Consider the following 23200-nt stretch of genomic DNA (forward strand, 5'->3'; position numbering starts at 1 on the left):
CCGCCCTGCGCTGACGAAGGAATCAGTATTCTGTTCATCTGGGATTTCGTGACGTGAATCGATTTATTGGGGTAATCTGCAGTCCGCCGCGCACTGTCGTCGCGCAACGCGCATGCCGCCGCACTCCCTGGCGATGTTGGACTCTAGCAACGGTCGCCATACCTATTCAAGGCGACAAGTGGCGAAAGCGGTGCGAATAGCCCGGTTTGGGAGGATTTTGGGGCTCACTCGCCCTCTCGGCCGGATGACAGCGGTAGCCGTTCATGCAGGTGGAGAGCCGCCAATGTGGCGGAGCGCACAATGCCGAGCGGCAGATAGAGGTCCTTGTCGTGCCAGAGCGGCGGATCGTCCGGGCCGGCCGGAGACCTGCGCAGGCGCTCACATCCCCGGGCGACCGCCCGGAGGCGCGCCGAGTCCGACCCGGCGTCCACTCGCGAACCGCGTGTCAGCAGGAGGATCTGAACCGCGTACGCCGTCTCCTCGGCGGTGCCGGTCCAGCGGCCCCAGGAGCCGTCCGCCCGCTGCGTCCCGACGACCCAGCGGACGGCCCGGTCGACGGCGTCCGCCGACTCCGGTCCGCCGAAGTCGTGCAGGGCCAGCGCGCAACAGAAGGTGGCGTAGTACGGCGACACGTGCCAGCGGTCGTCCCAGTGCCCGTCGTCGCGCTGACGGTCGCGCAGCCAGGCCGAAACCTTGGCGATCGTGGCGTCGTACCGCGCCGCGGACCCGTCGTCCCGCCGCGCGCTCCGGCGGTACCCTCCGAACGCCTCGAGCACGTGCGCGTTCGTGGTGGCCGACTCGCCGTCCTCGCCGGGCCAGGTGCAGAAGTGGGTGTCCAGTTCGAACGTCCAGAGCGGATCGGGCCGCCGCGGCGCGCCGGCGAGCGCGAGCGCGTACAGCGCCCCCGCCGTCGTATCGGCGTCGACCGGCAGGCCCGCCGCCGCGGCCGTTCCCGTAGGACCGACCGCCGCATCCAGATCCGCCACCAGGGCCGGCGGCACGTCGACCGGAACGCCCGCGCGCCTCAGCCCGCCGAGCACCCAGGCGCGTTCGAAGACGGTGATCGGCAGCCCGCAGGGCACCGGCCCGCCCTGCCGCGTCGCGGCCGTCTCCAGGAAGCGCAGGGCCGGAGCGCCCGCGGAGTCCGGCCGCGGGCCGCCGAGCCAGGCGGCCGTGGCGGCGGGGGAGGCCCCGACCGTCCCCGTCGCCTCCGGCCGTACCGCGGGGTGGCGCCAGGCGGCGGCACCACCGGCCTCGAGAACGTGCAGCAGCTTCAGCGGCGGTGCCGCACCGGAGGCGAAGAGGGCCCGTACGGAGGCCAGCGCGGCGCCGGCCAGGCCCTCGGGGAGGCGCAGCCGCCCGGTGCCCGGCCACGGGACCGCTCCGGCGTCCAGGTGGTCGTTGATCGCGTCGACGAGACCGGGGACGATGAGCTCGATCGCCGGCAGGTCGGGCAGACCGGCCCTCGTCAGCGCCCCGGGCCCGTGCGTCCACTCGAACAGCGGGCGCAGTCCCGCGAGCGCCGCGCCGCCGGTGGCGGCGCCTCTGCGGGCCTCGCGGAGGAGCGCCTCGGTCGCGCTGAGCGTCGGGACCAGGGCGTACCCGGGGTCGGGGGCGCCCCACCCGCCGTCCGGGCGCTGGGCGGCCAGGAGGTGCCGGACCCGCTCCGTGTGCCCGGTCAGCCAGGGCGCCAGCGTCACCAGCCGTCCGGTCTCGTACGCCGACGCGGAGACCTGCCCCCACGGCTCGCCGAGGAGCCCGGCGACCAGCGCACCGGCCTCGGCCTCGATGCCACCGAGAGGGGAGACCGAGTCCCCGACGGGCTCGGCGGGCCTCACCGGTCGCCCCAGTAGTCACTCGTCCCGTAGAAGCCGATGCTGTATCCGAGCTGCCGCCGCAGGTACGCCGCCTCACGGGGCAGGCCGTCCTCGAGCGGCGCGATGAGCCGCTCGCAGCGGTCGGCGAGCTCGTCGACCCGCCGGGTGATCTCCTCGCGCCCCGCGCCGAGCATCAGGCTGTTCAGGTCGCCCCAGGCGAGATCCCGCTCGTAGGTCGCCAGGTCGTTCACCAGGCGCAGCGCGCGCTGCACCTCCTCACCGGCGGCCGCGAGCGGCCGCAGCCGCTCCAACGTGTCCACGGTCTCGCCCGCGATCCAGTGGGAGACGTTGACGAGGTGCGAACCGAAGTTGTCGGCGTTGGCGAGGTACTCCTCCACGGTCGGGAGCGCGGACCGCTCGCCCCGGGCGGCCGCCGCCTTCCACCTCCACTCGCGCGCGCTCGCCTCCACGTACCTGCGCAGGGCGTCGCGCCAGGCGGGGGCGAGGGCCGGCCACACCGCACTGGCCGTCAGTTCCGCGCGGACGCTCGCGAGCAGACGTTCCAGGGGCACGTTCCCGGCGGCGCCCTCCGCGACGGCCGTGCATCCTTCCGCGAAGGCGTCGATCTCCTCCGGGGACGTCGCGACGTGATCGACGAGCCAGTCGGCGGCGAACGCCCACAGGGCCGTACGCGCGGCGATCCTGATCCGGCCGGCGTCGGCCCAGGGCGATCCGAAGGCGTTCGCGAGGGCGACACCGCTGAACACGGTCGGTCCGAACGGGTCGGGCGGGAACAGGTCCGGATACGCGGCCGCGCACTCCTGCAGGTCGCGCAGGCACTCGGTGGCGAGTGCACAGATCCGTCCGTGCTCCGCCGCCGCCTCACGCTCGTCGCGGCTCGCCAGGGGAATCGCCATGCCTGCCCTTCTGTCGTGGGACATCCGTACGGGGGACATGCGTACGGACGGGTGCGAGTGAGGATCATGGGGGCGGCCGCGCGCCCGGGCGCGCCCGTCAGATCGGCCGGAGCGTCAGTTCGACGTCGCGGCGCGGCCGGAGCGTCGGCCCGATCCGGGGGCGGGCGGGGACCGCGCTGCAGGAGGCAGGCCGGAACCGGCGCAGCAGCCCGGCGACGATCAGTTCGGACTCGGTGTTGAAGACGTGCATCCCGATGCACTGGTGGGGACCGCCCCCGAACGGGAAGTACGCGTAGCGGTGCCGCCGCCGGCCGCCCGGGGTCCGGCCGGCCGCGAACCGGTCCGGGTCGAAGGCCCGCGGCCGGTCCCAGAACCGTTCCAGCCGGTGCGTCAGGAACGGGCTGAGCAGCACGGTCTCCCCGGCTTCGATCCGCACCGCGCCGAGACCGGTGGGAGTGACCGCTCTCCGGGGGAACAGCCAGCCGATCGGATACAGGCGCAGGATCTCCTGGATCACCTGCCGGGTGTAGGTGAGGCCCGGCAGGTGCTCGGCCCGGACGGGGTCGCGGCCCACGACCCGGTCGATCTCCTCGTACAGCCGGGCCGCCACCCGCGGATGGCCGTCGAGGAGTGGCCACAGCCAGGTGAGCGCGCCGACCGTCGTCTCCGTGGCCGTGGCGAACATCGCGACGAGGTTGTCGCGGATCCAGCGTTCGGAGACCTCGCCGCCGTCGGCCTTCCGCGCGTGGCAGAGCGCGGAGAAGAAGTCGGGCGAGTCGTCCTTCACGCGCCGTTGCCGGCGGATGAGGGGCAGGAGCACGTCGTCGATCCGCTGGACGGCGTCCTTGAAGGCCCGGTCGCCCGGAACCGGGATCGACTCGGGCAGGAACGGCAGGAGGAACCGGAACGCCACCGCCTTGGCGACCTTGTCGAAGGCCGGGGCGAGCCGGGCGTTGGCGGCGGGAGAGATCTTGTCGCCGAAGAAGACCCGCAGGACGGTGCGGTTGACGATCCTGGCCATCTCCCGCGTCGCGTCGATGGGCCGCCCGTCCCGCGCCGGGTCGGCCAGCGGTTCGATCGCCTCGTTGATCGTCTCGGCCATTCTGCCGGTCACCGAATGGATGTGCCGGGTCGTGAGGACGGGCTGAAGGGCCTTTCGGCTGAGCTCCCAATCAGGGCCCTCGCCGAGAACACTGTCGCCGAAAAGACGGTGGAGAGGCCGCCACGCGACGCCTTCCCGGCGGTAATTATCCGCATTCTCGCGCAGAATCTGCTGCACGTGGTCCGGATGGGTCGCCAGATAGGCCTTGAAGATCCCGAAATCGACGCGGACGAGCTCGCCCGAGAAGCGGCCGAGCCGCTCGATCTCCGCCATCGGGTCGCGGACCAGGGCGGGGATGGAACGATAGAGCCGGACGCTGGGGGCCGTTCGCGGCGGATCGGTGTCGAGGACGGCGGACATCGATTGCTCACCTGTTCCCGGTTCGGATTGGTGCGAGGGATCCGTGCCCGGTGCGCCACCGGGCCGATGGTGCTGGTCTTGACGGATGTGGCAAGAATCCTTGTCGAGGACAGTTGCGCTGTGCGTGCGAGATGGGCGGATATAGGGCGGGGTGTCGCGACTGACTATCGGGAGTATTGCATAAGTAGTCGACGGAAGGGAGATATGTGACGCACGCTACGTTTGTCCGCTTATGGCCGTATACGCTCTGTATCCATGGCTCCGAGACGGCGGGACGGGCCGGTCGCGTGCGCTGTGGTCGGGGTCGGCGGGACGCCCGGCCGGGAGGGCCGGGGTGGCGGCGCCCGTGACCAGCGGCGCTCACGGTGGGTGACGCGTCGCCCCGTAAGCGACCCGTGGAGTGCGGAAGGGGAGTGGCCGGCGGTGGGGCGCGGCGTTACGGCGGATTCCCACCGGCTGCGGTCGTCACGATGCGTTGTGTGATTCTTTTCTCCCCGAATGTCGGGTTTGGGGTCCCTGCTCGGGTGGGAACGCGTACCTTCGTCGATCTTCGTCCCTGGTCGCGGAGCGGAGACCCCATGACCCTTGATCCGTCCTCGCCCGCGGAGGCCGAAGACCGTGCCGCCGAGGTGCTCTCCCGCTGGGCTTCGCCGGCCGGGCCCGCGCTGCGGGCGGCGGTCGAGACGCTGCATCCCTGGCCCGCCCGGATGGCGGCGTATTCCTTCGGCTGGGCCGACCGCGACGGACGGCCGGTCGACCGGCGCACGGCCGCCGATGGCAAGGGGCTCCGCCCCGCCCTCGTCCTGCTGTGCGCCAGGGCGGCCGGCGCGCCGGCCGAGTCCGCGCTGACCGGCGCGGTCGCCGTCGAGCTGGTGCACGCGTTCTCCCTCGTGCACGACGACATCATGGACGGCGACGAGCGCCGCCGGCACCGCGCGTCGGTATGGCGTGCCCACGGGGTCGGGCCGGCGATCCTGGCCGGTGACGCGCTCCTCGCCCTGGCCGTGGCGACGCTCGCCCGGGCGCCGGGGCCCGGCTCGGCGGCCGCCATGGAACGGCTGTCGGCCACGCTCATCGAACTCGTGCACGGCCAGGCCGAGGACATCGCGTTCGAGGGGCGGCCGTGGACCGGGCCGGACGCGGTCACCGTCGAGGAGTACGTCGCCATGGCGGAGGCCAAGACGGGTTCGTTGCTCGGCTGCGCCGCGGCCGTCGGGTGCCTGCTCGGCGGGGGATCGCCGGAGCGGGCGGACAGGATGGCGCTGATGGGCCGGCAGGCCGGCCTGGCGTTCCAGGTGACCGACGACCTGCTCGGCATCTGGGGCGATCCCGCCGTCACCGGCAAGCCGGCGTCGAGCGACCTGCGGCGCGGCAAGAAGACCCTGCCCGTCCTGGCCGCGCTGCAGGCCGGTACGCCGGCCGCCCGGAGACTGGGCGAGGCGCTCGCGGCACCGCTCACCGGCGAGGAGGATCTCGAACGGGCGCGGGCCCTGATCGAGGCCGCCGGCGGGCGGCGGCGCGCGCGAGAGCTGGCCGGCTCCTGTCTGGGCCGGGCGCTGGACGCCCTTCACGCCGAAGGCGCGAGCGGCCCGGCCGCCGAGGATCTCGCCGTGCTCCTCCGCTTCCTCGTCGAGCGGGCCCGCTGACCGGGTCACCCGAAAGTGATCTACATTGTAAAGGCGGCGGCCTGTGCCGACTGACCGAGGACCGCCGCCCGTCAGGGTCAGGCCCCGGCGCGACGCGCGGAGAACTCCAGGCGCACGTAGTCGACCACCGGCTCGGGCAGTTCCGCCGCGACGGCGCGTACGAAGTCCCGGTGCTCGGCGGCCGGGAGCCGGTCGAGTTGCGCACCGAGGACCACAGTGGCCAGGTAGCTCTCGAACTGCTCACCCTCCTTGAGCCGGGCCGGGTCGGGCACCAGGGCGACCTCGACCTCGGTGAAGCCGGCCGCCTCCAGGCGTCGCCGCGTCTCCTCCGCCCCGGCGAAGTACCACGGCGCGGGCTCCTCCCCGGTGACCTTCGCCAGGGCGGCGCGCACCCGTGCGACGTTGCCTCGTCCGCCGCAGTCGGCGACGAACGGCGCTCCCGGCCGGAGCACCCGCGCGATGTTCGTGAACAGCGCGTCGTGGTCGTGGATCCAGTGGAAGGTCGCGACGCTGAACGCCGCGTCGGCGTCCGTGATCGGCAACGGCTCGGTCAGGTCGGCCTGGAGCACGTCGACCTGGTCGAGGCGGTCCCCGAGCTTGGTGCGGAGCCGCTCCAGCATCCGTGTGGACCCGTCGACCGCGATGACGCGTCCCCGCGGCAGCAGGTCGAGCAGTGCCGCGGTGTCGCGGCCGGTGCCGCAACCGGCCTCCAGTACCGTCTCGTCGCCGGAGAGCGGCAGTCGCTCGAGAGTGCGCCGGCCCCAGCGCAGGTGCGGCAGCGGGAGGGCGTCATAGGCCGTGGCGTCCCATTCTCTGATCAAGGTGATCACCCCTTCTCATCGATCACCTTAGCGCTCATCTCATATGACAAGAAGATTCGTCTCATATAGTGAGCAGAGCGGTAGATGGCTTGCCAATGCGAAAAGTGATGGCTTGACTACATAGTGTGCAAACTCCGTGCTGCCCGCGCAGCCGTCATCTCGCCTTCCGGGCTCAGCGCACATGAACGACGACCTCGCCCGTGCGCTGCAGGAGTTCCGCAAGGTGCTGGCGTTGCCGACCGTCGGGCGCGCGAGCCGCTGCGGGGATCTGGCGGAGTTGCGGCGGCTGATCGAGACCTACCCCGACGAGGCACGCGCGATCCTGCGGGAGGTCATCGGCGACTCGCCGGTCCGATGACCCCGGCGCTCAGAAGCCGGCGCCGCCGCCGTCATCGTGCCCCTTCGTCTCGGGGTTGCCGCCGGCCCGTGTCCTGCCACGGGAATGGGCGCGGTCGGGTTCGACCCACCCGGTCCTGGCCTGTGAGGGGGCCGGCGTCGCCCGATGACCGGTGATGACGCCGACCGCCTGTCGGCGTCGGACGGCGTAAATGTTGACCGGGGCCCGTCCGTCGGCGCTCAGCCGACGGGTACCTGTGCCGCGTCGAGGGCGACCGGCCCGCCATCTGACCCCGACGACCATCCCGACATCTTGGCCGACCTCCTGGCCCACGTGCCGGCTGCCGCCATCGCCTGGATGGCCGAGCCGACCGAACTGCCCCGCCGTGCGATGGGCGGATTGGACGGGCCCGGAGTTCCTCGGCGTGGCCTGCCGCTGACGCGCCGTCTCAGATCGAGCGGCCGGTGGCCTGGCCCGTACGGCGTCGCCGGCGGACGAAGATGATGACGGCGACGACCGCGGCCACGGCGACGATGGCGGCGATGGCGTAACTGGGGCCGTGGAAGGCGTCGGCGACGCGCTGCCAGTTGCGTCCGACGGCGTAGCCGGCGATTCCGAGCGCCGCGGTCCACGGGATGCAGCCGGCCAGCGTGTAGACGCCGAACCGGCCCGGTGACATGCGGGCGAACCCGGCCGGCAGGGAGATGAAGGTCCGCACGACGGGCAACAGCCGTCCGAAGAAGACCGCCTTGCCGCCGTACCGGTCGAACCAGCGGGTGGCCCTGTCGATGTCCTCCTCCTTCAGCCAGACGTACCGGCCCCAGCGGCGGAGCGCGGCCTGGCCGCCGTACCGCCCGACGGCCCAGGCGACGTAACTGCCGGCGACGTTCCCTGCGGTGCCGCTCAGGATCATCAGGGTGAGATCCGGGCTGCTTCCCGGGACGGCACCGGCCGCCAGCGCACCGGCGAACAGCATGATCAGCTCGGACGGCACGGGGATGCAGGCGGACTCGGCGGCCATCAACAAGAAGACGGCGACGTATCCGAAGTTGGCGATGAAGTGCTGCATTGCCCTCGTTTCACCTGCCGATCCGTCCGGACCGGCGTCTTACGTTGCAATGACTACCTGAATAGTACTATCGCGATAGTAGTTACGCTCATGGACGAAGGTGGTGGGACCGCTTGCCTCTGGGACCCGATGTGACCGTCGTCGTGATCGTCTACAACGACGCGGGTCGGCTCGCCCGCGCGGTCCGCTCGGTGCTGGATCAGTCGCTGCCGGGGGTCGAGGTCGTCATCGTTGACGACGCGAGCACGGACGCGACGCCGGAGGTGACCGTGGCTGAGACCCGCGACGTCTTCATCGTCTGCAACAACGTCGAAGAGCTCGGCGGCCTGCAGCGCTGGGCGCACGACATCGGCCGGATGTTCGCCACCCGTGGTCACCGCGTGCCCTCGTCGGCATCACGCACGCCGAACACCCCCACGACTACGGCCGCGACCTGCCGTACACCGTCACCGTGCTGCACGAACGCGCCCTGCCGCCGGCCCGTGGGCCGGTCGGAGCGCGCCTGCGGAGAGTGCGTCATCAGCTGAGGGTCCGGCGCGGCGCCGCACGCCTCAGCGCGCTGTTCCGCACCGCGAGCCCGGGCGGCGTCGTCATCGCGGCGCAGGTCTGGGCCATGGAGTGGGTGGCGCGCGCCGACACCGCGGGCATGCCGGTGATCGGCATGAGCCATGAGTCCTACGAGGCGACCCGCCGGTCCTCGCGGTACAAGCGGGTGAAGCGCCACTTCGCCGGCGCCGACCTCCTGCTCGCGCTCACCGACGCCGACGCGGACGCGTGGGCCTTCGACGACATGTCCAACGCCGGCGCGCTGCCGAACCCCTGCACGTCACCCCGCGTACGGTCTCGCCGCGCACTGAACCGGTCGTCGTCCGGCACGGACGCCTGGCCTTCGAGAAGGGCCAGGACTTGCTGCTGGAAGCGTGGGCCGAAGTCGCAGCGCGCCACCCGTCCTGGCGGCTGCGCCTGTACGGCTCCGGGCCCGAGGAGGCGGCGATGTGGACCGAGCGGTGCAGAAGACGCTGTGGTTCGGCCAGATCAATCTGATCCTGATGGCGCTGGTCCTGACCGACCTCCGGCAGGGCGACGGTCGCCGCTGGGAGGGCGTCGGGATCGGCATCGCCACGGGCATCAAGCTGACGCCCGGCATCTTCATCGCCTACCTGCTCTTTACCCGCGGGTTTCGCGCGGCCGCAGTCGCGATCGCCGCGTTCCTGTCGACGATCGTCGTGGGTTTCGTGGCCCTCCCGCATGAGTCCCGGCAGTACTGGGGCGACGGGCTGTTCATGTCGCCGAGCCGGGTTGGCCCGGCCGACTGGGTGGGGAACCAGTCGCTGTACGGCATGCTCGTACGCTTCTTCGGCGGCGAGAACGCCGCCCGGCCGTACTGGCTGGGCACCGTAGTGGTGGTCGGAGCCGTCGGCCTGTGGCTCGCGGCCCGGCAGAGCCGCGGCGGCCGCGAGCCGGCCGTCGCCGTGATCACCGCCGCCCGGCCGAGCGATCTCGGTCCCTCGGGAAGGTACTTCGTGCTCGCATCGCGGTTGAAGGCCGTCGCGCACTACCACGACGGGGAAGGTGGCATGACTGCCGGCTGCAGGCTGGTCGAGCCGAGCATCCGGTCGTGGAACCCGCCGCGGCCCCGGGGACCCACGACGACCAGGCGCGCTTGCTGATTCCCCGCAACAGGGCGGCCCGATCACTGGATCTCCACGTGACGCGACCAGATCAGGCTGAGCACCGATTCGACGGTTACTATCTCTGTAGTAGTCGGTGGCTCTTCCGGAGCGGGACGGCGGTAGGGGAGTGGGGCTGGTGTGACCGAACACTCCGGGCGATCGGGCTCGTCCCTTCCCAAGGTGCTGCTGGGTGCCGGTGTCGCCGGTGCCGTCATCGTGCTGGGAGTCATGCACCGCGCGGCCGTGGACGCCGGCGGGGACAGTCTGGCCGGTGCCGACGGGGAGTGGCTGCTGCTCGCCGTGCTCGGCACCGTGGCGCTGTGGGCGGCGTGCACGGTGTCGCTGCTCGGGTCGATGCCGGTACGCCTTCCGGTGGCGCGGGTGTTCGCGGTGCAGGTCGCCGCGTCGTTCGTGAACCATCTGCTGCCCGCCGGGTCGGGCGGTATCGCGGTCAACGTGAGGTTCATGCAACGGCACGGCGTCAGCCGCGGCTCGGCCGTGGGCGCCGTCGGGTTGAACGCCCTGGCGACCGGTATCACGCACCTCGCCCTGCTGGCGGGCGTCGTCCTGATCGCCCCGTCCACGGTGGGTCGGCTGGGCGCCCGCGCGTCACGGCCCACCGGGCTCCTGCCCCATCCCGGGCCGGGCGCGGCGCTGGTGATCGGCGCGGTAGCGTCGGCGGCCGCGTTCGCGCTGACGCTGAACCGGCCGAGACGGTGGCTCGGCCGGCTCGCCGTGGGGTCGATGTCGGCCGCCCGGCAGATGGTGCGTGAGATGGCGGAGCTGAAGGCGGTCCTCCGGCACCCGGGTCGTGCCGCGGCGCTATGGCTCGGCTCGCTGACCCTGCCGTTCTTCCACACGCTCGTGCTGTTCTCAATACTCCAGGGACTCCGAGTGCCCATCGCGCTCAGCAGCGTCATGGTGCTCTACCTCGGGGTATCGTCCGTGGCGGCTCTCATCCCCTCGCCCGGTGGGATCGGCGGGCTGGACGTGGCGCTCGTCGCGGGGCTGGCCGCCACAGGCGCACCCTCCACGTTGGCCGTTGGAGCAGTGCTCGGCTATCGGATGATCACCGTGTGGCTGCCGCTGCTTCCCGCCGCCGGCATGTTCGCCGTGTTGCTGCGCCGCCGGATCATCTGATATCAGGTCATGTACGGGCCGCTCGGTCGACTGAGCAGGTGAAATTCCTGGCTCGGAGCGAGACGTCCCGCCCGGCGACGAAGCGCCGGAGGGCCCCGGTGCCGACCACGAGGCCACCGATCCCGAACTCCGAACGCGTCGGGGCGGCCGGTGCGCCGCGCTCCAGCTGCACGCGTACGCGGGCGTCCTGCGCCGGCGCGAAGGGCCTGGCCGGGTAGTCGCCGGCACCAACCTCCAGGCCCACGATGACGTCCATCTCATCCTGCGCCTGGCGGTGAGCTACGTGGTATCGCGACATGGCCGGGCTCACCCGCACCCGCCTTGGCTCCTCCTTGGTGCGGCCCGTTGACCGCATCGGCTCGCGGGATCGTTCACCGAGTGTTCACAATTCCGACAATCTTCTATCCGCGTGTAGAAGATAAACCTGTGCCCTTGGTGAACCCGAGGTCATAGGTATGCCGCAACCGATCAGCGATCCATGTCGATCAACTGGCCGGCGGCCGACGGTCGCGGCTGCATCTCTTGCGCGAGGAAGTCGATGTCCCTTTCATATCCCGAGGCGATCGTGATCGGGGCGCTGCAAGGCGTCGCCGAACTGTTCCCGGTCTCCAGTCTGGGCCACAGCATCCTGATTCCCGCCCTGATCGGCGGCCGATGGGCAAGTGACCTCAGCGTCACCGCCGACAAGTCGCCGTACCTGGCGTTCGTCGTCGGATTGCATGTCGCCACCGCCCTGGCCTTGGTCCTGTTCTTCTGGCGAGACTGGGTACGCATCATCGGCGGGCTGTTCAGCTCGATCCGGAACCGGCGGATTCAAAGCCCCAGCGAACGCCTCGCCTGGCTGCTGATCGCCGCCACCATCCCCGTCGGCGTGGCCGGAGTCGCCCTCGACCACCTCTTCCGCACCATGCTCGGCAAGCCCACCCCCGTCGCCGTCTTCCTCGCCCTCAACGGCCTCGTCATCTTCGCCGGGGAGCGACTGAGAAAGAAAGGCGGCTCGACCGAGCACGTGCGGCAGCACGGCAACGTCAGCGTCACCGAGACCGTGCCCGACCTGCAGCTGTACGGGCTGAACATGGGGCAGCAGCACCTACGACAGCCCAACCCGCAGCAGCCCCACCAGCCTGCGGGACACCCTCCGTACGCCGGAGGCGGCTCCTACCCGGCGCAGCAGCCCTACTCGGGGCAGCATCGGCTCGCCCCCGATTGGCAGCCTCAGTCCGGGTATGAACGCCAGGGCGCCCCGTACGCCCAGCAGCCCCACGCACAGCCCCGTCAGGGCGGGCAGCCCGACCCGCAGGGCAGGTACCGCTCCGCCACGCCGTACGAGCCGGCGGTTGCCGCCTCCGTCGACCACGCCGACGCCGACGCCAACCAGGCGTCCGACGAGCGGATCGCGGGACTCGGATTCCTGTCCGGGATCCTCATCGGTGCAGCGCAGATCCTCGCGCTCGCACCCGGCATCAGCCGCTCCGGCGTCACCATGATCGCCGGCCTGGCCAAGGGACTGTCCCATGAGGACGCCGCCCGCTTCGCCTTCCTGCTGGCCACACCCGCGATCCTCGGCGCCGGCGTGCTGAAACTCCCCGAACTGTTCGGGCCGATGGGCAACGGCATCCACGGCCAGATCCTCGTCGGAAGCCTGCTGTCCTTCGTCGGCGCCTACGTTTCGGTGCGGTTCCTCACCAAGTACTTCGAAACCCGCACCCTGACCCCGTTCGCCATCTACTGCACCCTGTTCGGCATCGGCAGTCTCGTCTACCTCAACATCTGAAGCACGACATCCGGCCGATCAGTCTTCGTCGCCATCGTCAAGGTCCACGCGCACGTTCGCATGCCGGCCGGCGCGCCACCAGGCGTGGATGCTTCAAGCGGTGAAGATGAGGCCGAGATAGCTGGTGAGAACGCCGTACGCGAGCGTGGCGGTGTGGGTGAGCGCGCCGATACCGGCCAGGAGCGTCCGGCCGTCCCAGCCGAGGCCGGCGCGGAAGACCCAGGCGGCGGGCCACATTCACTGCCGGGTGCGGTAGACCGTGTCGTAGTGGTGGTAGGCCAGGACGCCCAGCAGGGCGTACACCAGCGGTTCGGGAACGCCGTGGGCGAGCCCCAGGGCGGCGAGATCGGCCTACTCGATGATGCGGATGACGGGGGGCGCGAGCCAGTCCAGCTTGCCGGTGTGCGGATGGGTCGAGCCTGACCCGGCCGGCAGCAGCACCAGCGCCGGGGCGAGCAGTGTGGGGCTGTCGCGGTCGCCGAACTCCGCTGATCAGCACGACCACGCTGACGATCGTGACCACGATCAGTGGCGGCAACGGCGGTACATGCCCGCGGGCCGGCCGTCCCCCGTGCCTGGGCGATCGGGCACTGTGTGACGCGGTGCCGGTCTTCGGCCGGAGCGGCTCTGCGTCGGAAACGACACGGGGGAACTGAATAGATTTACGATCGGGGATCCGCCACCGTGCGGAGACTCAGGATGTCCTTCGCGGCGGAGGCGGGAGACCACTTTCCGGAGCTGGCCGTCCAGGTTTCGCCGCCGAACGTCACCTGCTTGACGCCGAGCCGCACCGCGTGGGCGACGAGCCAGCTGCTGAACGCCCAGCCGCGGGCGGGGCCGTCGCTGCCGCTGATGCTCGGGGTACCGAGTTCGGCGAGCGCGGTCGACCTCAGCGTGGCCGTTGCCGTGGTGATCGCGAGATTGTGACAACTCAGTGCGGCGGCCCGCTCGCCGGTGAGGGCGCTCGCGACGGCCCGCGCCTCCGGCTCCCATTTGGCGTACGCCTCCGGCGTCGCCGAATGCTGGACGCGCTGGGCGGCCTGGGTGATGCTGATCGTCATCCAGCCGGGCTGCTGCCGCAGATGTTCGTAGAACGCCGTACTCGCGTGCACCGGGTCGACGACCTGGCTGTAGGTCCCCCAGCCTTCGCTCGGGCGCTGCTGGAAAAGCCCGGCGGAGTCCCGGTCCCCGCTGGACAGGTTCACGAGCTGTGACTCTTGCAGCGCCGTGGCGATCGCGACGGACACGGCATGGTCGGGGACACCCATCCGCAGGCCGACGCCCGCGATCGTCGCGGCATTGTCGGCCTGCGTGGTCGTGAGCGTGTAGTCACCCGAACCCGTGCCCGACACGGCGGTGACCGTGCAACCCGGCCCGGGCTTGACGATGCGGTACACGTACCAGCCGGCCGCCGAACCGATGACGAGGAGAAGGATGACACCGACCGCGACACCCAGACGAGCACTCGACATCAGCAGGCGTCCTCACCGTAGGAGACGGAGCGATCTACTACTCGGATAGTAGCAACGCCCCCCAAAACGGCACACAACAGCCACGATTACTCGTCCGCGGAGTGTGACGATCAGCGGCATGGCGGCGTGAGAACTTGCTGCGAGTTTCGACCGGTGCGTCGCCACGCGACGCCCAGCGTCTTGGCCGAGCCGAACCAGCGCTCGTCCCACACGCCGGCCATCAGATCCGGCGGCTGACCGCCTTCCCGGCATCGGCGGCCAGCCGGCTGAGCAGGTCGAACTCCCTGGCCCGGAGCGCAAACTCCCGCCCGGCGACGAAGCACCGGCGGGCGCCGGGTGTCCACCATGAGACCACCGATCCGCACTTCGGGCGCGCCGGGGTCTTCATGGGCTTCTACCGTCGGCCGCCCGTACCGGCCACCCCGCGGGACAGAAGGGTGATCCGCCTACTTCACGCGCCCATTCAGAAGCGGTCGCTCTTGAAGTCGGCCAGCAGGACCTTGAGTTGCTTCTCCTGCTTGGCGGCTGGGGCCGGCTTGATGTGGCCGTGGTCGATGGCGTACGTCTTGAGGACCGCGTCCATCTGATTGTCGAGCAGGGTCCAGGTCTTCTTGTTGACCGCCTGCAGCGAGGTGGCGTCGGCGTCCCAGTCATCGCGCATCTTCTGCACGGTGGCGTGGGAGGCCGCGGCCTTCGCGGCCCGGTCCTGGGCGATCGCCGTCTGGGCGAGGTTCTCGTACTTCGCCACTGCGGCGGTCGTCTGGTCGCTGGTCAGGGCCGGCTTCGGGCAGGCCGGCATCGTCTCGCTCTGACCGGTCGGGTCGCAGGTGACGTGGGGCTGGTTGTGGGCCCAGACCATCAGCGCGGCGGTGCCGGCGGCGATCACGCCGAAGGCTCCCAGCGCGATGCGCTCCCGGCGCACGTTGGTGGTGACCGACGGCGCGTGCGTCGCCTCGTACCTCTCGGCGACGTCGCTACGGCTGATCGACAGGTAGATGACCGTCGCCAGGATGGCGCTGAGGAAGATCAGGCTCGTGATGAAGGTGCCCAGGCCGAGTCCGACCGGGTCGCCGGGGTTGGCCGCGACCTTCGGGGAGGCGAGCCAGTCACCGATGTTGGCTCCGAGCGGGCGGGTGAGGATGTAGGCCAGCCAGAACGAAAGCACCGGGTTGGCGCCGAACTTCCACAGGCCGGTGATCAACACGATGAGGCCCAGCGGCAGGAACACCGACTGCGCGGGCGTCCAGTTGGTCAGCTCCAGCGTCCAGTCGCCGGTGGCGGTGCCCAGCGCGAACGTCACCAGGACGGTCAGCCAGTAGAACGCCTCACGCGGGAAGGTGGTGATGCTGTGGATCGACAGGGTCCGCTCGCGCAGCCACCAGACTCCGAAGACGATGGCCAGCAGGACCGAGAAGACCGTCGAGCTCAGCCACAGCGGGACATGCTGCTTATCGGTGAGCATGTCGGTGTACAGCGTGCCGGTGACGCTGACCACCACCACGGTCAGCCAGTACGGGAACGGGCTGTACCGCTTCGTACGGAACTGGACCGTTAGCACGACCGCGAATACCGCGGTGAACAACAGCATGGTGTTGGTCAGGCCGAAGCCGAGGGTTTCGTTGATGTAGTCGGCGAAACTCTCGCCGACGGTCGTGCAGAGGATCTTGATGATCCAGAACCAGACTGTGACCTCAGGCACCTTGTTGAGCATCTGCCGGCCGGTCGGTTCGCCCATCCGGATCTGCTGGGTTGTTGTCATCGGGGAAGGCTGGCATGGCTTGCCTGAACAGAACCTGAGCACTTCGGCAGGCAGGTGGGCTCAGGTTACGGGAAGGTCCGTAACCTGACGATGTGACCATCCACCGCGTCCTGGTCGTCGAGGACGACCACGGACTTCGTGACGTTCTCGCCCGGGGCCTGCGCGAGGAGCATTTCGAGGTGTTGACAGCCGCGGACGGAGCAGGCGCGCTGCGGACGATAGATGACCAGATCGACGCAGTCGTGCTGGACATCGGGTTGCCCGACTCCGATGGCCGGGACGTCTGTCAGGCCATGCGCGCTGCCGGGTTGGACATGCCGGTCATCTTCTTGACCGCTCGTGATGGCCTCACGTCCCGGCTTTCGGGCTTCTCCGCGGGCGGCGACGACTATCTCGCCAAGCCCTTCCACCTGGCCGAACTCGCTGCCAGGGTCCGCGCGGTGCTGCGCAGAGCCGGTCGCGAGGCGGTCACCGAGGTCGACGGGCTGCGGCTGGATCCGGTCGCACACGTGCTGAAGACCGCGGACGGCACACAGATACCCCTTACACCCACCGAGTTCCGGCTGCTGGCCTCCTTGATGGCGGCCCCTGGGGCGGTCGTCCGGCGCCATGCCCTGGTGCTCTCGGCCTGGCCCGAAGGCGCCCAGGTCAATGACAACACCCTCGACCAGTACTTGACGCGCCTGCGCCGTAAGCTCCGTGACGCCGGGTGCGAGCGGGGCATCAGCACCGTACGCGGCGTCGGCTACCGATTCACGTGAGGGCCCTCACGCCGGCGACTCTACGCGGCCGCCTCGCTCTGCTCGCGCTGACCACGACGGCGATCTGGGTCACGCTGCTCACCGTCATCTTCAACATGGCGCTTCACGCACAGCTGCGTAGACAGTCTGATGACCTGCTGCGGACTCGCGCGACGGCCGTGGCAGCGACCCTGCAGACCTGGCCGGACGGCCATATCCGAGTGCTGGAACCCTCCGACGACCGTGCTTTGGACGTCGGAGTCTGGATCTACCAGGGCCACACGGCCATCGAGCGCCCCAGAGCACCCAAAGGGCTGCAGGCGAGTGCGGACCGCATGGCCGGGCAGCGCAAGACCTTCATGGATATCAAGACGCCGTACGCCTGGAGGGTCTACTCGCTGCCGGTGATGTCCGGAGGCCGGCGGGTGGGCACGGTGGTCAGCGCGGTTGATCTTGACCCCTACAGCGACCTGGCCCGTCTGGTGCTGGCCGGTTCCGCCATCCTCGGCCTGCTGTTGCTCTTCGGCGTCTACCTGCTGACTCGCGCGGTCGTTCGCGGTGCCCTCCGGTCGGTAACACAGATGAGCGAGCAGGCCACGCAATGGGGAGAGCACGGAACCCATCACCGGTTCGGCGGGGAAGACCGTCCTGCCGAACTCGCCGGGCTGGCGAGAAACCTTGATCAGCTACTCGATCGGCTCTCCGCCGTCCTCCGCCACGAACAACAACTCACCGCTGAACTCTCCCACGAACTACGGACCCCGCTGGCTCGGATCACTGCGGAGATCGACTGGCTGATCGCGCGAAACCGCACCGCCGCCGAACGAGACACCTCACATCAAGCGATCGCGGCGAGCGCGGCCACCATGCAGCAGATCTGTGAGTCCCTTCTCACCTTCCCCACCGATCGCATCCGTGACCGATGCTCGCTCCTCCACCTGGCCCGTGATCTGGCCGAGCGCAACACGGAGGGGCCGTCGATCGTGGTAACCGGTAAGAACGTGACGGCTGGGGTACCCGCGAACCTGGTCGAGCGGATCCTCATGCCACTGCTGAACAACGCACGCCGCTACGCGCGTACCCAGATCACCGTAGAGTGCACGGCCGACGTGGAGATCATCGTCACCGATGACGGTCCCGGCGTACCGGTGGAACTCCGTAACGCAGTGTTCGAACCGGGCCGGCGCGCCAACCCCGACGACGGTCACGACGGCGTCGGCCTCGGGCTCGCGCTCGCTCGACGCCTGGCCCGGACCGCTGACGGAGACATCGCCATCGACGCGGCCGGACGGTTCGTCATCTCCCTGCCCCGCGGCTGATCACCCCGATCCCGGTCAGGGCTTCCCGCTGATCCTCAGGGAGACCGGGAGGAACCGTGGGAAGGCATCTCCGGATCAGCCAGCAGGGCGGTCACCGGTTCGGACGTCATCGAGGTCCCGTTGTCGGAATGGGTGGTTCCGGGAACGATCCCCCTGTTGGGGACGAAAGAGTTCTGCATGAACCGCTCGGTCAGCTCACCCGACTCACGCAGCTCCGTGGGTGCTCGTATGCCGCGGTACCGCCTGGCAGCACCCGGTACGCCGTCGGGCCGATATGCCATGAAGCGAATGGCGAACGCGGACCAAATGGCACAGCAGCACTGTGGAACAGGACGCGGTAGCGCGTTGAGTAGGGCCGGCCCCTGACCACGTCCACTGATGGCCCGACCTTCTCGGACACGCTCTCCTCATGGACGAACGTGGGTGATCGTCTTTCCCTTGCGGCGCTCGGTCGAGTTGAGGGCCGCAACGGCGTTGTCGAGGGTCACGATGTCGCCGATGTTCGTCCGCAGTCGTCCGTCCCGCACCCGCTGCACGATCTCACCCAGTTGGGCCCGATCGGACTCGACAACGAAGTCGACCGCCAAGCCGTCGGTGGGCCGCACATCGGTCGGCCCGACGACGGACACGAGCGTTCCTCCGGCTCGAACCAGGCCTGCGGAACGCCTCTGGATGTCGCCGCCGATGACGTCGAACACCAGATCGACGCTGCCGGCGTCCTCCAGCGCGTCGTTCTCAAGGTCGACGAACTCCTGCGCGCCGAAGTCGAGCGTCTTCTGACGGTCGGCCGTGCGTCCGGTGCCGATGACGTAGGCGCCGGCCTCACGTGCGAGCTGAGTCACCATCGTGCCGACCGCGCCGGCCGCGCCGTGCACGAGGACGGTCTGCCCCGCCTGAAGACGGCCGTGCTCGAACAATCCTTGCCACGCGGTCAAGCCCGAGATCGGCAGGCTCGCACCCACCGTGAAGTCGACGTCGCCCGGCAGCGGCGCGAGGTTGCGCGCCTCGACGGCCACGTACTCCGCCAGGGTGCCGTCGCGATGCCAGTCCGTGATGCCGAACACCCGCTGGCCCACCGACAGCCCCGTCGTGCCATAGCCGAGAGCGGTGACCACTCCGGCCACCTCGTGCCCGGGGATCGACGGTGTTCGGTCGCGGCCGGCGCGATCGATCCAGGTCGAGGGCCACTCCATCTCAGTCGGGACGAATCCCGACGCATGAACCTGCACGACGACGTCGTTTATCGCTGCCGGCGGCTCGGGCCGCTCCGCCAGCGTCATCCCGGCCGTTCCCGCGGCCTGGTCCGTCACCACGATCGCTTTCATGGGGAATCGTCTCCTCGGTCATTCGTCTATTCGGTCTGAGTTGTTCACCGGAGTGATCAGCCCGAGGGCCGGCGCCCCTCGGACACGGCTCCGAAGGCGAGTGATGCCGCCCCGGCCGCCAGCGGTTCCTCGCGCCGAACCGCGATCATGGCCATGTCGTCGCACAACGCGCCGGGTACGTACTCACCCAGATCCGCCGCGATCTTCTGTACGAGAGCCTGCGGAGCGCAGTCGGACCAGGCCGCGGCCCGCCGGGCCAGGGGATAGAAGGTCCCCTCCACGTTCCGGGCCTCGGTGAGGCCGTCGGTGTAGAGCAACAGCAGGTCGCCCATTCCGAAGGGAAAGGTTTCCACGGCGTAGGAGTCGAGGTCCCCGAGCCCGAACGGCGGCGCGGGCTGGGACACCTGCAACGGCGACGCCTTGCCGTCGTGGAGCAGCAAGGGCGGCGGATGCCCACGGCTGACCAGGCGTACGAAGGGTTCGTCGTCCGGTATGTCCACCACCACCGCCGTGACGAACCGCTCACCGGCGTCCACGCCGGCGCCGGAGAACTCCGCCATTCCCCAGCGGATACTCTCCTCCAGGTCGGCGACCATCTTCTGGAGCGACGTCCGGAGCCGTGCGGAGGCACGGAAGGCCTCCAGCATGATCGCGGTATCGCTGATCGAGGCGAGCCGCCCCCACGCCGATCAACGCGGTGACCAGCGTCGATGCGAAGGTCGCGGTCATGGCGGCCGCCACGAACAGCGTCGGAGCGAGATGAACGTGGGGCGGCGTCACGTGGTCGATCGCCGGGACGGCCAGGACCAGGAACACGGGGATCATGATCAGTGCTTGTCTCGGTATTCGCGCCCCCGGCAGGGCGGTGGGAGCAAACCACTGCATATCAGCTCTCTCCGGCGTCACGGTCTCGAACGGTGATGGCTCGCCTACGGGTCCTTACTGGGGAGGGGATGATTCGAGCGTGCAACCCCTGCACACGCAGGACTCATCGCGGCTCGTCATCGAGGCGATGCGTCACCCCGTTCTGGGTTCTCACCAGGAAGACGAGGTAGTCCCTCCAAACGTGACAGCTCAGACGCGCACAGTTTGTCTGGGTTGATGACCCTGCGATACGCGGTGATCAGACCGTCTGTGATCTGAACGGTGTCGACGGAGTAGACCCGGCCTTCCCGGTGGAACACGAGAGCCGGCTCACCGCCGACCTCGACGAAGTCGATGCGGTCCGGACGCCACTGGCGCCCCACACGCACCATTAGCTCGGCGACGCGCTCACCGCCGTGAATGGGCTTGCGTGCCGCGAAGGCCTTGCCGCCGCCGTCGGTGACGTAGACGGCGTCCGGGTGCAGGAGGCTGACCAGGCCGGCCAGGTCCCCGGCTTCGTAGGCGGCGCGGAAGGCCATGAGGACGCGTTTACGCTCCGCCTTCGACGCCTGCGGCGTGGACTGCTTCGCTTCGGCCACCCGCCGTCGTGCCCGCGAGGCGAGCTGCCGGGCACCTGGTACAGAGACATCCAAAATTTCGGCGATCCGGCCGAACTCAAGACCGAAGACGTCGTAGAGGACGAAGGCCACCCGCTCCGGCGGGCTCAGCTCTTCCAAGATCAGCAGCATCGCCGAACTGACGGACTCGTCGACGAGTACCGGCTTCGACGCGTCCGGCCCTGTCAGCAGCGGCTCCGGCAGCCACGGTCCGACATAGGTCTCCCGGCGGAAACGGGCACTCTTGAGAATGTCGTACGACCGTCGCGCGGCCACCGTCACCAGCCAGGCCCGCAGATCACCGATGCCCTGCAGATCGGCTCCGGCCGCCCGCAGCCACACGTCCTGGGTCACATCCTCGGCATCGGCCACACTCCCCAGCAGCCGGTAGGCCACACCGAAGACCGCCGGCCGGTGCATCTCCCAATCGGCTCCGAGCGGGTCCTGCTCGGACCGTTCGGGCCCGTCCCCGTCACCCATACGGATCGCAACCTCCTCCACCGTCAAACGCCGGCCGACGCGGCCGGTGGCACCTCCCGTACGGCGTCGCTGGACCGTTCGTGCGGCCTGCGGGCCATTGATTCGCCCCCCGATTCCCTGACCACAAGCCTATGACCAGGGAGAACGCGCCCGGAGCGTTGCGGAGATCTTCGGAAGCACCGAGAAGAACATCGCCCGGGCCGCGACCGGGCTCGACGTTACCCAGGCGCGAGGGTCCTCCCGAGCTGCACGGCGACGCTTCGTGATCGTCTTCGTTGTGTGAATCTCTCACGACGGGACCGCCGCGCATGGATGCGCATCGCGGGCGGCGAGTAGCGGCAGTCGAGAAAATGGCATGCGTACGCGCTGTCGTGGATGAGCTTTCCGCAGGCCACCGTCCTGCGACGCCGCCGATACAGCAACGCCGCGGCCAGGGCACCGAGGGGTGGCGCCGTCAGGTAGACCCAAAGCCCTGTCCAGACGAAGCCGACGAGCGCGGGTCCGAAGCTGCGGGCCGGGTTGAGACTGGCGCCGGACACCGGACGCTCGACGAAGAACAGCACCGCCACCAGGAGACCGACCGCCGCCCCGGTGAAGGGCATGAGGCGTGGTCGGTCGACGAAATCGAGGATCAGTGTCACCAGCAGGAAGGTCATGACGGCCTCCGCGCCCAGGGACGCCGCCGGCCCGCCGAGCGCGGGGACGGTGGCCCCGAGACGAACGTCGGCGGCAGAGCGGTCCCACGTGAACAGGGCCAGCAGCGCGCCGGTGACGGCTCCGCCGAACTGGGCGGCGGCGTACGCGGCGGTCGAGCGCGGGGTGAGCTTGCGGAGCAGGAAGAAGGCCAGGGTGACCGCCGGGTTCATGTGCCCGCCGCTGGTCCGGCCGAGCGGAGAATAGACGATGACCACGGCGACGCCCGCGATCAGGGCCCCCGTCAGCAGCCGCCGAAGGTCGTGGCACGGGATGGCCGTGACGATGGGCGAGCCGGTCGCGAACCCCGCAACGATCGCGCTGACACTCAGCGCCAGCAGAATCGCCGTCGCCGCGAACTCGGCGATGATCTCACGCCATCCGGCCACGTCTTCTCCCTGGATTCAGGCGGCGTTGCGCCGTTCGGCCTGATCGATGGCGCAGGTACTGCGTTGACCAGGCCGATGTGGTTGAAACGCCCGGCAGTTCCGAGCGATTCGCCACTGGATGGACCGGCCTCCTCGGCCGGCAGGCCCAGTCGTTGGCGTACGCGGCGTCCGGTGGGGATCCGCCGTCCGGTGGGGATCCGCCGTCCAATGGCCCCGGGGGTCAGGAGACCGCGGGCCTGCGGAACTCCGCGCGCCAGCGGCGTACGGGCGGGTCCTCGTCGTCGAGGAGATCCTCGATCCGCACGGCGGGCAGGGGGAACGACTCGATCTCGGCGCGGGTCAGCGGCCAGGGCATCCGGCCCGGGTCGTCGCTCTCCTCCCTGGCACGGGCGATGACGAGCAGCGTGCCGCCCGGGGCGACCAGGTCGGCGGTATGGGCGATGGCGCGTTCGCGTGCGTCCCCGCGCAGCACCTGGACCGTGTAGCTCTCCACGACGAGGTCGAAGGCGCGCCGCCACTGCGGAGGCGGCGCGAGCAGGTCCGCCGTCCGGTACCGCACGCGGGAGCCCGGAAAACGGGACCGGGCCCGCGCGACGGCCGTCCCGGAGACGTCGAAGGCGGTCACGTCATGACCGAGCCCGGCGAGGTACTCGGCGTCGTCCCCCAGCCCGCAGCCGACGACGACCGCGCGACCCGGCTCCGGACGCGCCCAGGCCCGCAGCAGCGGGTTCGGCTCCAGATCGGCCCAGGGGACCGCCGTCTCCCCGCGTTCGGCCGCCGCGTACAGGCGCTCGAACCACCCGGTGGCGTCGCCCTGGGCGATCGACTCGGCGGCCAGCCGCCGCGCGTACGCCCGCTGCTCCTCGACGTTCATCGCGGTGATCCC

Annotated in this window: 26 protein-coding genes; 9 read left to right on the forward strand and 17 right to left on the reverse strand. The window is 70.0% G+C overall.

All coding sequences use genetic code 11. From position 1 onward, the window contains the following. Nucleotides 1-224: 224 nt before the first annotated feature. The 3 genes from NDW01_RS43820 to NDW01_RS15945 all read right to left on the reverse strand — a co-directional run bounded on the left by NDW01_RS43820 (nt 225) and on the right by NDW01_RS15945 (nt 4196). Nucleotides 225-1838 (reverse strand): prenyltransferase/squalene oxidase repeat-containing protein, encoded by a 1614-nt coding sequence (locus tag NDW01_RS43820; RefSeq protein WP_252821250.1) that lies wholly within the window; start codon nt 1836-1838, stop codon nt 225-227. After that, a complete protein-coding gene (locus NDW01_RS15940; protein WP_252821252.1) occupies nt 1835-2734 on the reverse strand; it encodes a terpene synthase family protein in 900 nt (299 codons plus the stop codon). Before NDW01_RS15940 ends, NDW01_RS43820 begins: the two co-directional genes overlap by 4 nt. A gap of 97 nt (nt 2735-2831) precedes the next feature. After that, the gene (locus NDW01_RS15945; RefSeq protein ID WP_252821254.1) at nt 2832-4196 is read right to left on the reverse strand and encodes a cytochrome P450; all 1365 of its coding nucleotides are present in this window, start codon (nt 4194-4196) and stop codon (nt 2832-2834) included. Between the two features lie 578 nt (nt 4197-4774). Between NDW01_RS15945 and NDW01_RS15950 the strand changes: the two genes are divergently transcribed. Then, a complete protein-coding gene (locus NDW01_RS15950; RefSeq protein ID WP_252821256.1) occupies nt 4775-5842 on the forward strand; it encodes a polyprenyl synthetase family protein in 1068 nt (355 codons plus the stop codon). Nucleotides 5843-5919: 77 nt separating this feature from the next. Here NDW01_RS15950 and NDW01_RS15955 read toward each other — a convergent pair whose 3' ends face one another. After that, nucleotides 5920-6672 (reverse strand): class I SAM-dependent methyltransferase, encoded by a 753-nt coding sequence (locus NDW01_RS15955; protein ID WP_252821258.1) that lies wholly within the window; start codon nt 6670-6672, stop codon nt 5920-5922. Between the two features lie 172 nt (nt 6673-6844). Here NDW01_RS15955 and NDW01_RS15960 point away from each other — a divergent pair, with 172 nt between their 5' ends. Then, nucleotides 6845-7021, forward strand: a complete 177-nt coding sequence (locus NDW01_RS15960) for a hypothetical protein (RefSeq protein ID WP_252821260.1) — start codon at nt 6845-6847, stop codon at nt 7019-7021. 427 nt (nt 7022-7448) lie between these two features. Here NDW01_RS15960 and NDW01_RS15965 read toward each other — a convergent pair whose 3' ends face one another. Then, nucleotides 7449-8069, reverse strand: coding sequence for a DedA family protein (locus NDW01_RS15965; protein ID WP_252821262.1), 621 nt, complete (start codon nt 8067-8069; stop codon nt 7449-7451). Nucleotides 8070-8200: 131 nt separating this feature from the next. Between NDW01_RS15965 and NDW01_RS15970 the strand changes: the two genes are divergently transcribed. Further along, on the forward strand, nt 8201-8596 hold the full coding sequence (locus NDW01_RS15970; RefSeq protein ID WP_252821264.1) for a glycosyltransferase family 2 protein: 396 nt from the start codon (nt 8201-8203) through the stop codon (nt 8594-8596). On the opposite strand, the gene NDW01_RS15975 is transcribed toward NDW01_RS15970, so the two are convergent. After that, nucleotides 8589-8732, reverse strand: coding sequence for a hypothetical protein (locus tag NDW01_RS15975; RefSeq protein WP_252821266.1), 144 nt, complete (start codon nt 8730-8732; stop codon nt 8589-8591). The genes NDW01_RS15970 and NDW01_RS15975 overlap by 8 nt on opposite strands. A 111-nt stretch (nt 8733-8843) precedes the next feature. Here NDW01_RS15975 and NDW01_RS15980 point away from each other — a divergent pair, with 111 nt between their 5' ends. From NDW01_RS15980 to NDW01_RS15990, 3 genes are all read left to right on the forward strand, one after another. Further along, on the forward strand, nt 8844-9113 hold the full coding sequence (locus tag NDW01_RS15980) for a glycosyltransferase (protein WP_252821268.1): 270 nt from the start codon (nt 8844-8846) through the stop codon (nt 9111-9113). Continuing rightward, nucleotides 9065-9739, forward strand: a complete 675-nt coding sequence (locus tag NDW01_RS15985) for a glycosyltransferase family 87 protein (RefSeq protein WP_252821270.1) — start codon at nt 9065-9067, stop codon at nt 9737-9739. Before NDW01_RS15980 ends, NDW01_RS15985 begins: the two co-directional genes overlap by 49 nt. 141 nt (nt 9740-9880) lie before the next feature. Beyond that, entirely contained in the window at nt 9881-10882 is a 1002-nt protein-coding gene (locus tag NDW01_RS15990; protein WP_252821272.1) for a lysylphosphatidylglycerol synthase transmembrane domain-containing protein, read from the forward strand. Between the two features lie 7 nt (nt 10883-10889). Here NDW01_RS15990 and NDW01_RS15995 read toward each other — a convergent pair whose 3' ends face one another. Further along, nucleotides 10890-11138, reverse strand: a complete 249-nt coding sequence (locus tag NDW01_RS15995; protein WP_252821274.1) for a hypothetical protein — start codon at nt 11136-11138, stop codon at nt 10890-10892. Nucleotides 11139-11420: 282 nt separating this feature from the next. Here NDW01_RS15995 and NDW01_RS16000 point away from each other — a divergent pair, with 282 nt between their 5' ends. Next, the gene (locus tag NDW01_RS16000) at nt 11421-12656 is read left to right on the forward strand and encodes an undecaprenyl-diphosphate phosphatase (RefSeq protein ID WP_252821276.1); all 1236 of its coding nucleotides are present in this window, start codon (nt 11421-11423) and stop codon (nt 12654-12656) included. Nucleotides 12657-12749: 93 nt separating this feature from the next. On the opposite strand, the gene NDW01_RS16005 is transcribed toward NDW01_RS16000, so the two are convergent. The 5 genes from NDW01_RS16005 to NDW01_RS16020 all read right to left on the reverse strand — a co-directional run bounded on the left by NDW01_RS16005 (nt 12750) and on the right by NDW01_RS16020 (nt 15887). After that, nucleotides 12750-12893, reverse strand: a complete 144-nt coding sequence (locus NDW01_RS16005; protein WP_252821278.1) for a hypothetical protein — start codon at nt 12891-12893, stop codon at nt 12750-12752. Then, nucleotides 12894-12959 carry a hypothetical protein gene (locus NDW01_RS44340; protein ID WP_406567726.1) on the reverse strand — a complete coding sequence of 22 codons (66 nt, stop codon included), beginning with the start codon at nt 12957-12959 and terminating at the stop codon, nt 12894-12896. A gap of 359 nt (nt 12960-13318) precedes the next feature. Next, nucleotides 13319-14128: a hypothetical protein gene (locus tag NDW01_RS16010; protein WP_252784911.1), complete on the reverse strand. Its 810-nt coding sequence runs from the start codon at nt 14126-14128 to the stop codon at nt 13319-13321. A 220-nt stretch (nt 14129-14348) separates the two neighbouring features. Further along, a complete protein-coding gene (locus tag NDW01_RS16015; protein ID WP_252821282.1) occupies nt 14349-14516 on the reverse strand; it encodes a helix-turn-helix domain-containing protein in 168 nt (55 codons plus the stop codon). 75 nt (nt 14517-14591) lie between these two features. Then, a complete protein-coding gene (locus tag NDW01_RS16020; protein WP_252821284.1) occupies nt 14592-15887 on the reverse strand; it encodes a COG4705 family protein in 1296 nt (431 codons plus the stop codon). A gap of 92 nt (nt 15888-15979) precedes the next feature. Between NDW01_RS16020 and NDW01_RS16025 the strand changes: the two genes are divergently transcribed. Continuing rightward, nucleotides 15980-16648, forward strand: coding sequence for a response regulator transcription factor (locus tag NDW01_RS16025; protein WP_252821286.1), 669 nt, complete (start codon nt 15980-15982; stop codon nt 16646-16648). After that, a complete protein-coding gene (locus tag NDW01_RS43825) occupies nt 16645-17946 on the forward strand; it encodes a sensor histidine kinase (protein WP_252821288.1) in 1302 nt (433 codons plus the stop codon). Before NDW01_RS16025 ends, NDW01_RS43825 begins: the two co-directional genes overlap by 4 nt. A gap of 407 nt (nt 17947-18353) precedes the next feature. On the opposite strand, the gene NDW01_RS16035 is transcribed toward NDW01_RS43825, so the two are convergent. The 5 genes from NDW01_RS16035 to NDW01_RS16055 all read right to left on the reverse strand — a co-directional run bounded on the left by NDW01_RS16035 (nt 18354) and on the right by NDW01_RS16055 (nt 23188). After that, nucleotides 18354-19271 carry an NADP-dependent oxidoreductase gene (locus tag NDW01_RS16035; protein ID WP_252821290.1) on the reverse strand — a complete coding sequence of 306 codons (918 nt, stop codon included), beginning with the start codon at nt 19269-19271 and terminating at the stop codon, nt 18354-18356. Nucleotides 19272-19327: 56 nt separating this feature from the next. Further along, the gene (locus NDW01_RS16040; RefSeq protein ID WP_252821292.1) at nt 19328-19918 is read right to left on the reverse strand and encodes a PP2C family protein-serine/threonine phosphatase; all 591 of its coding nucleotides are present in this window, start codon (nt 19916-19918) and stop codon (nt 19328-19330) included. 354 nt (nt 19919-20272) lie between these two features. Next, nucleotides 20273-21232 (reverse strand): RNA polymerase sigma factor SigJ, encoded by a 960-nt coding sequence (gene sigJ, locus NDW01_RS16045; RefSeq protein WP_252821294.1) that lies wholly within the window; start codon nt 21230-21232, stop codon nt 20273-20275. A gap of 218 nt (nt 21233-21450) precedes the next feature. Next, nucleotides 21451-22314 (reverse strand): MIP/aquaporin family protein, encoded by an 864-nt coding sequence (locus tag NDW01_RS16050; protein WP_252821296.1) that lies wholly within the window; start codon nt 22312-22314, stop codon nt 21451-21453. A gap of 220 nt (nt 22315-22534) precedes the next feature. Next, on the reverse strand, nt 22535-23188 hold the full coding sequence (locus NDW01_RS16055) for a class I SAM-dependent methyltransferase (protein ID WP_252821299.1): 654 nt from the start codon (nt 23186-23188) through the stop codon (nt 22535-22537). Nucleotides 23189-23200 lie beyond the last annotated feature (12 nt).

The sequence above is a fragment of the Actinoallomurus soli genome (assembly GCF_024055715.1).
Classification (GTDB): Bacteria; Actinomycetota; Actinomycetes; order Streptosporangiales; family Streptosporangiaceae; genus Actinoallomurus; species Actinoallomurus soli.

Coding starts and splice junctions, on each gene's coding strand:
- NDW01_RS16010 (WP_252784911.1), bottom strand. CDS start 14,128: ATGTCGAGTGCTCGTCTGGGTGTCGCGGTCGGTGTCATCCTTCTCCTC.
- NDW01_RS15960 (WP_252821260.1), top strand. CDS start 6,845: ATGAACGACGACCTCGCCCGTGCGCTGCAGGAGTTCCGCAAGGTGCTG.
- NDW01_RS16020 (WP_252821284.1), bottom strand. CDS start 15,887: ATGACAACAACCCAGCAGATCCGGATGGGCGAACCGACCGGCCGGCAG.
- sigJ (WP_252821294.1), bottom strand. CDS start 21,232: ATGGGTGACGGGGACGGGCCCGAACGGTCCGAGCAGGACCCGCTCGGA.
- NDW01_RS16005 (WP_252821278.1), bottom strand. CDS start 12,893: ATGTGGCCCGCCGCCTGGGTCTTCCGCGCCGGCCTCGGCTGGGACGGC.
- NDW01_RS15965 (WP_252821262.1), bottom strand. CDS start 8,069: ATGCAGCACTTCATCGCCAACTTCGGATACGTCGCCGTCTTCTTGTTG.
- NDW01_RS16000 (WP_252821276.1), top strand. CDS start 11,421: ATGTCCCTTTCATATCCCGAGGCGATCGTGATCGGGGCGCTGCAAGGC.
- NDW01_RS16040 (WP_252821292.1), bottom strand. CDS start 19,918: ATGCTGGAGGCCTTCCGTGCCTCCGCACGGCTCCGGACGTCGCTCCAG.
- NDW01_RS15995 (WP_252821274.1), bottom strand. CDS start 11,138: ATGGACGTCATCGTGGGCCTGGAGGTTGGTGCCGGCGACTACCCGGCC.
- NDW01_RS16015 (WP_252821282.1), bottom strand. CDS start 14,516: ATGAAGACCCCGGCGCGCCCGAAGTGCGGATCGGTGGTCTCATGGTGG.
- NDW01_RS15940 (WP_252821252.1), bottom strand. CDS start 2,734: ATGGCGATTCCCCTGGCGAGCCGCGACGAGCGTGAGGCGGCGGCGGAG.
- NDW01_RS16035 (WP_252821290.1), bottom strand. CDS start 19,271: ATGAAAGCGATCGTGGTGACGGACCAGGCCGCGGGAACGGCCGGGATG.
- NDW01_RS15975 (WP_252821266.1), bottom strand. CDS start 8,732: ATGCCGATCACCGGCATGCCCGCGGTGTCGGCGCGCGCCACCCACTCC.
- NDW01_RS16055 (WP_252821299.1), bottom strand. CDS start 23,188: ATGAACGTCGAGGAGCAGCGGGCGTACGCGCGGCGGCTGGCCGCCGAG.
- NDW01_RS15945 (WP_252821254.1), bottom strand. CDS start 4,196: ATGTCCGCCGTCCTCGACACCGATCCGCCGCGAACGGCCCCCAGCGTC.
- NDW01_RS15950 (WP_252821256.1), top strand. CDS start 4,775: ATGACCCTTGATCCGTCCTCGCCCGCGGAGGCCGAAGACCGTGCCGCC.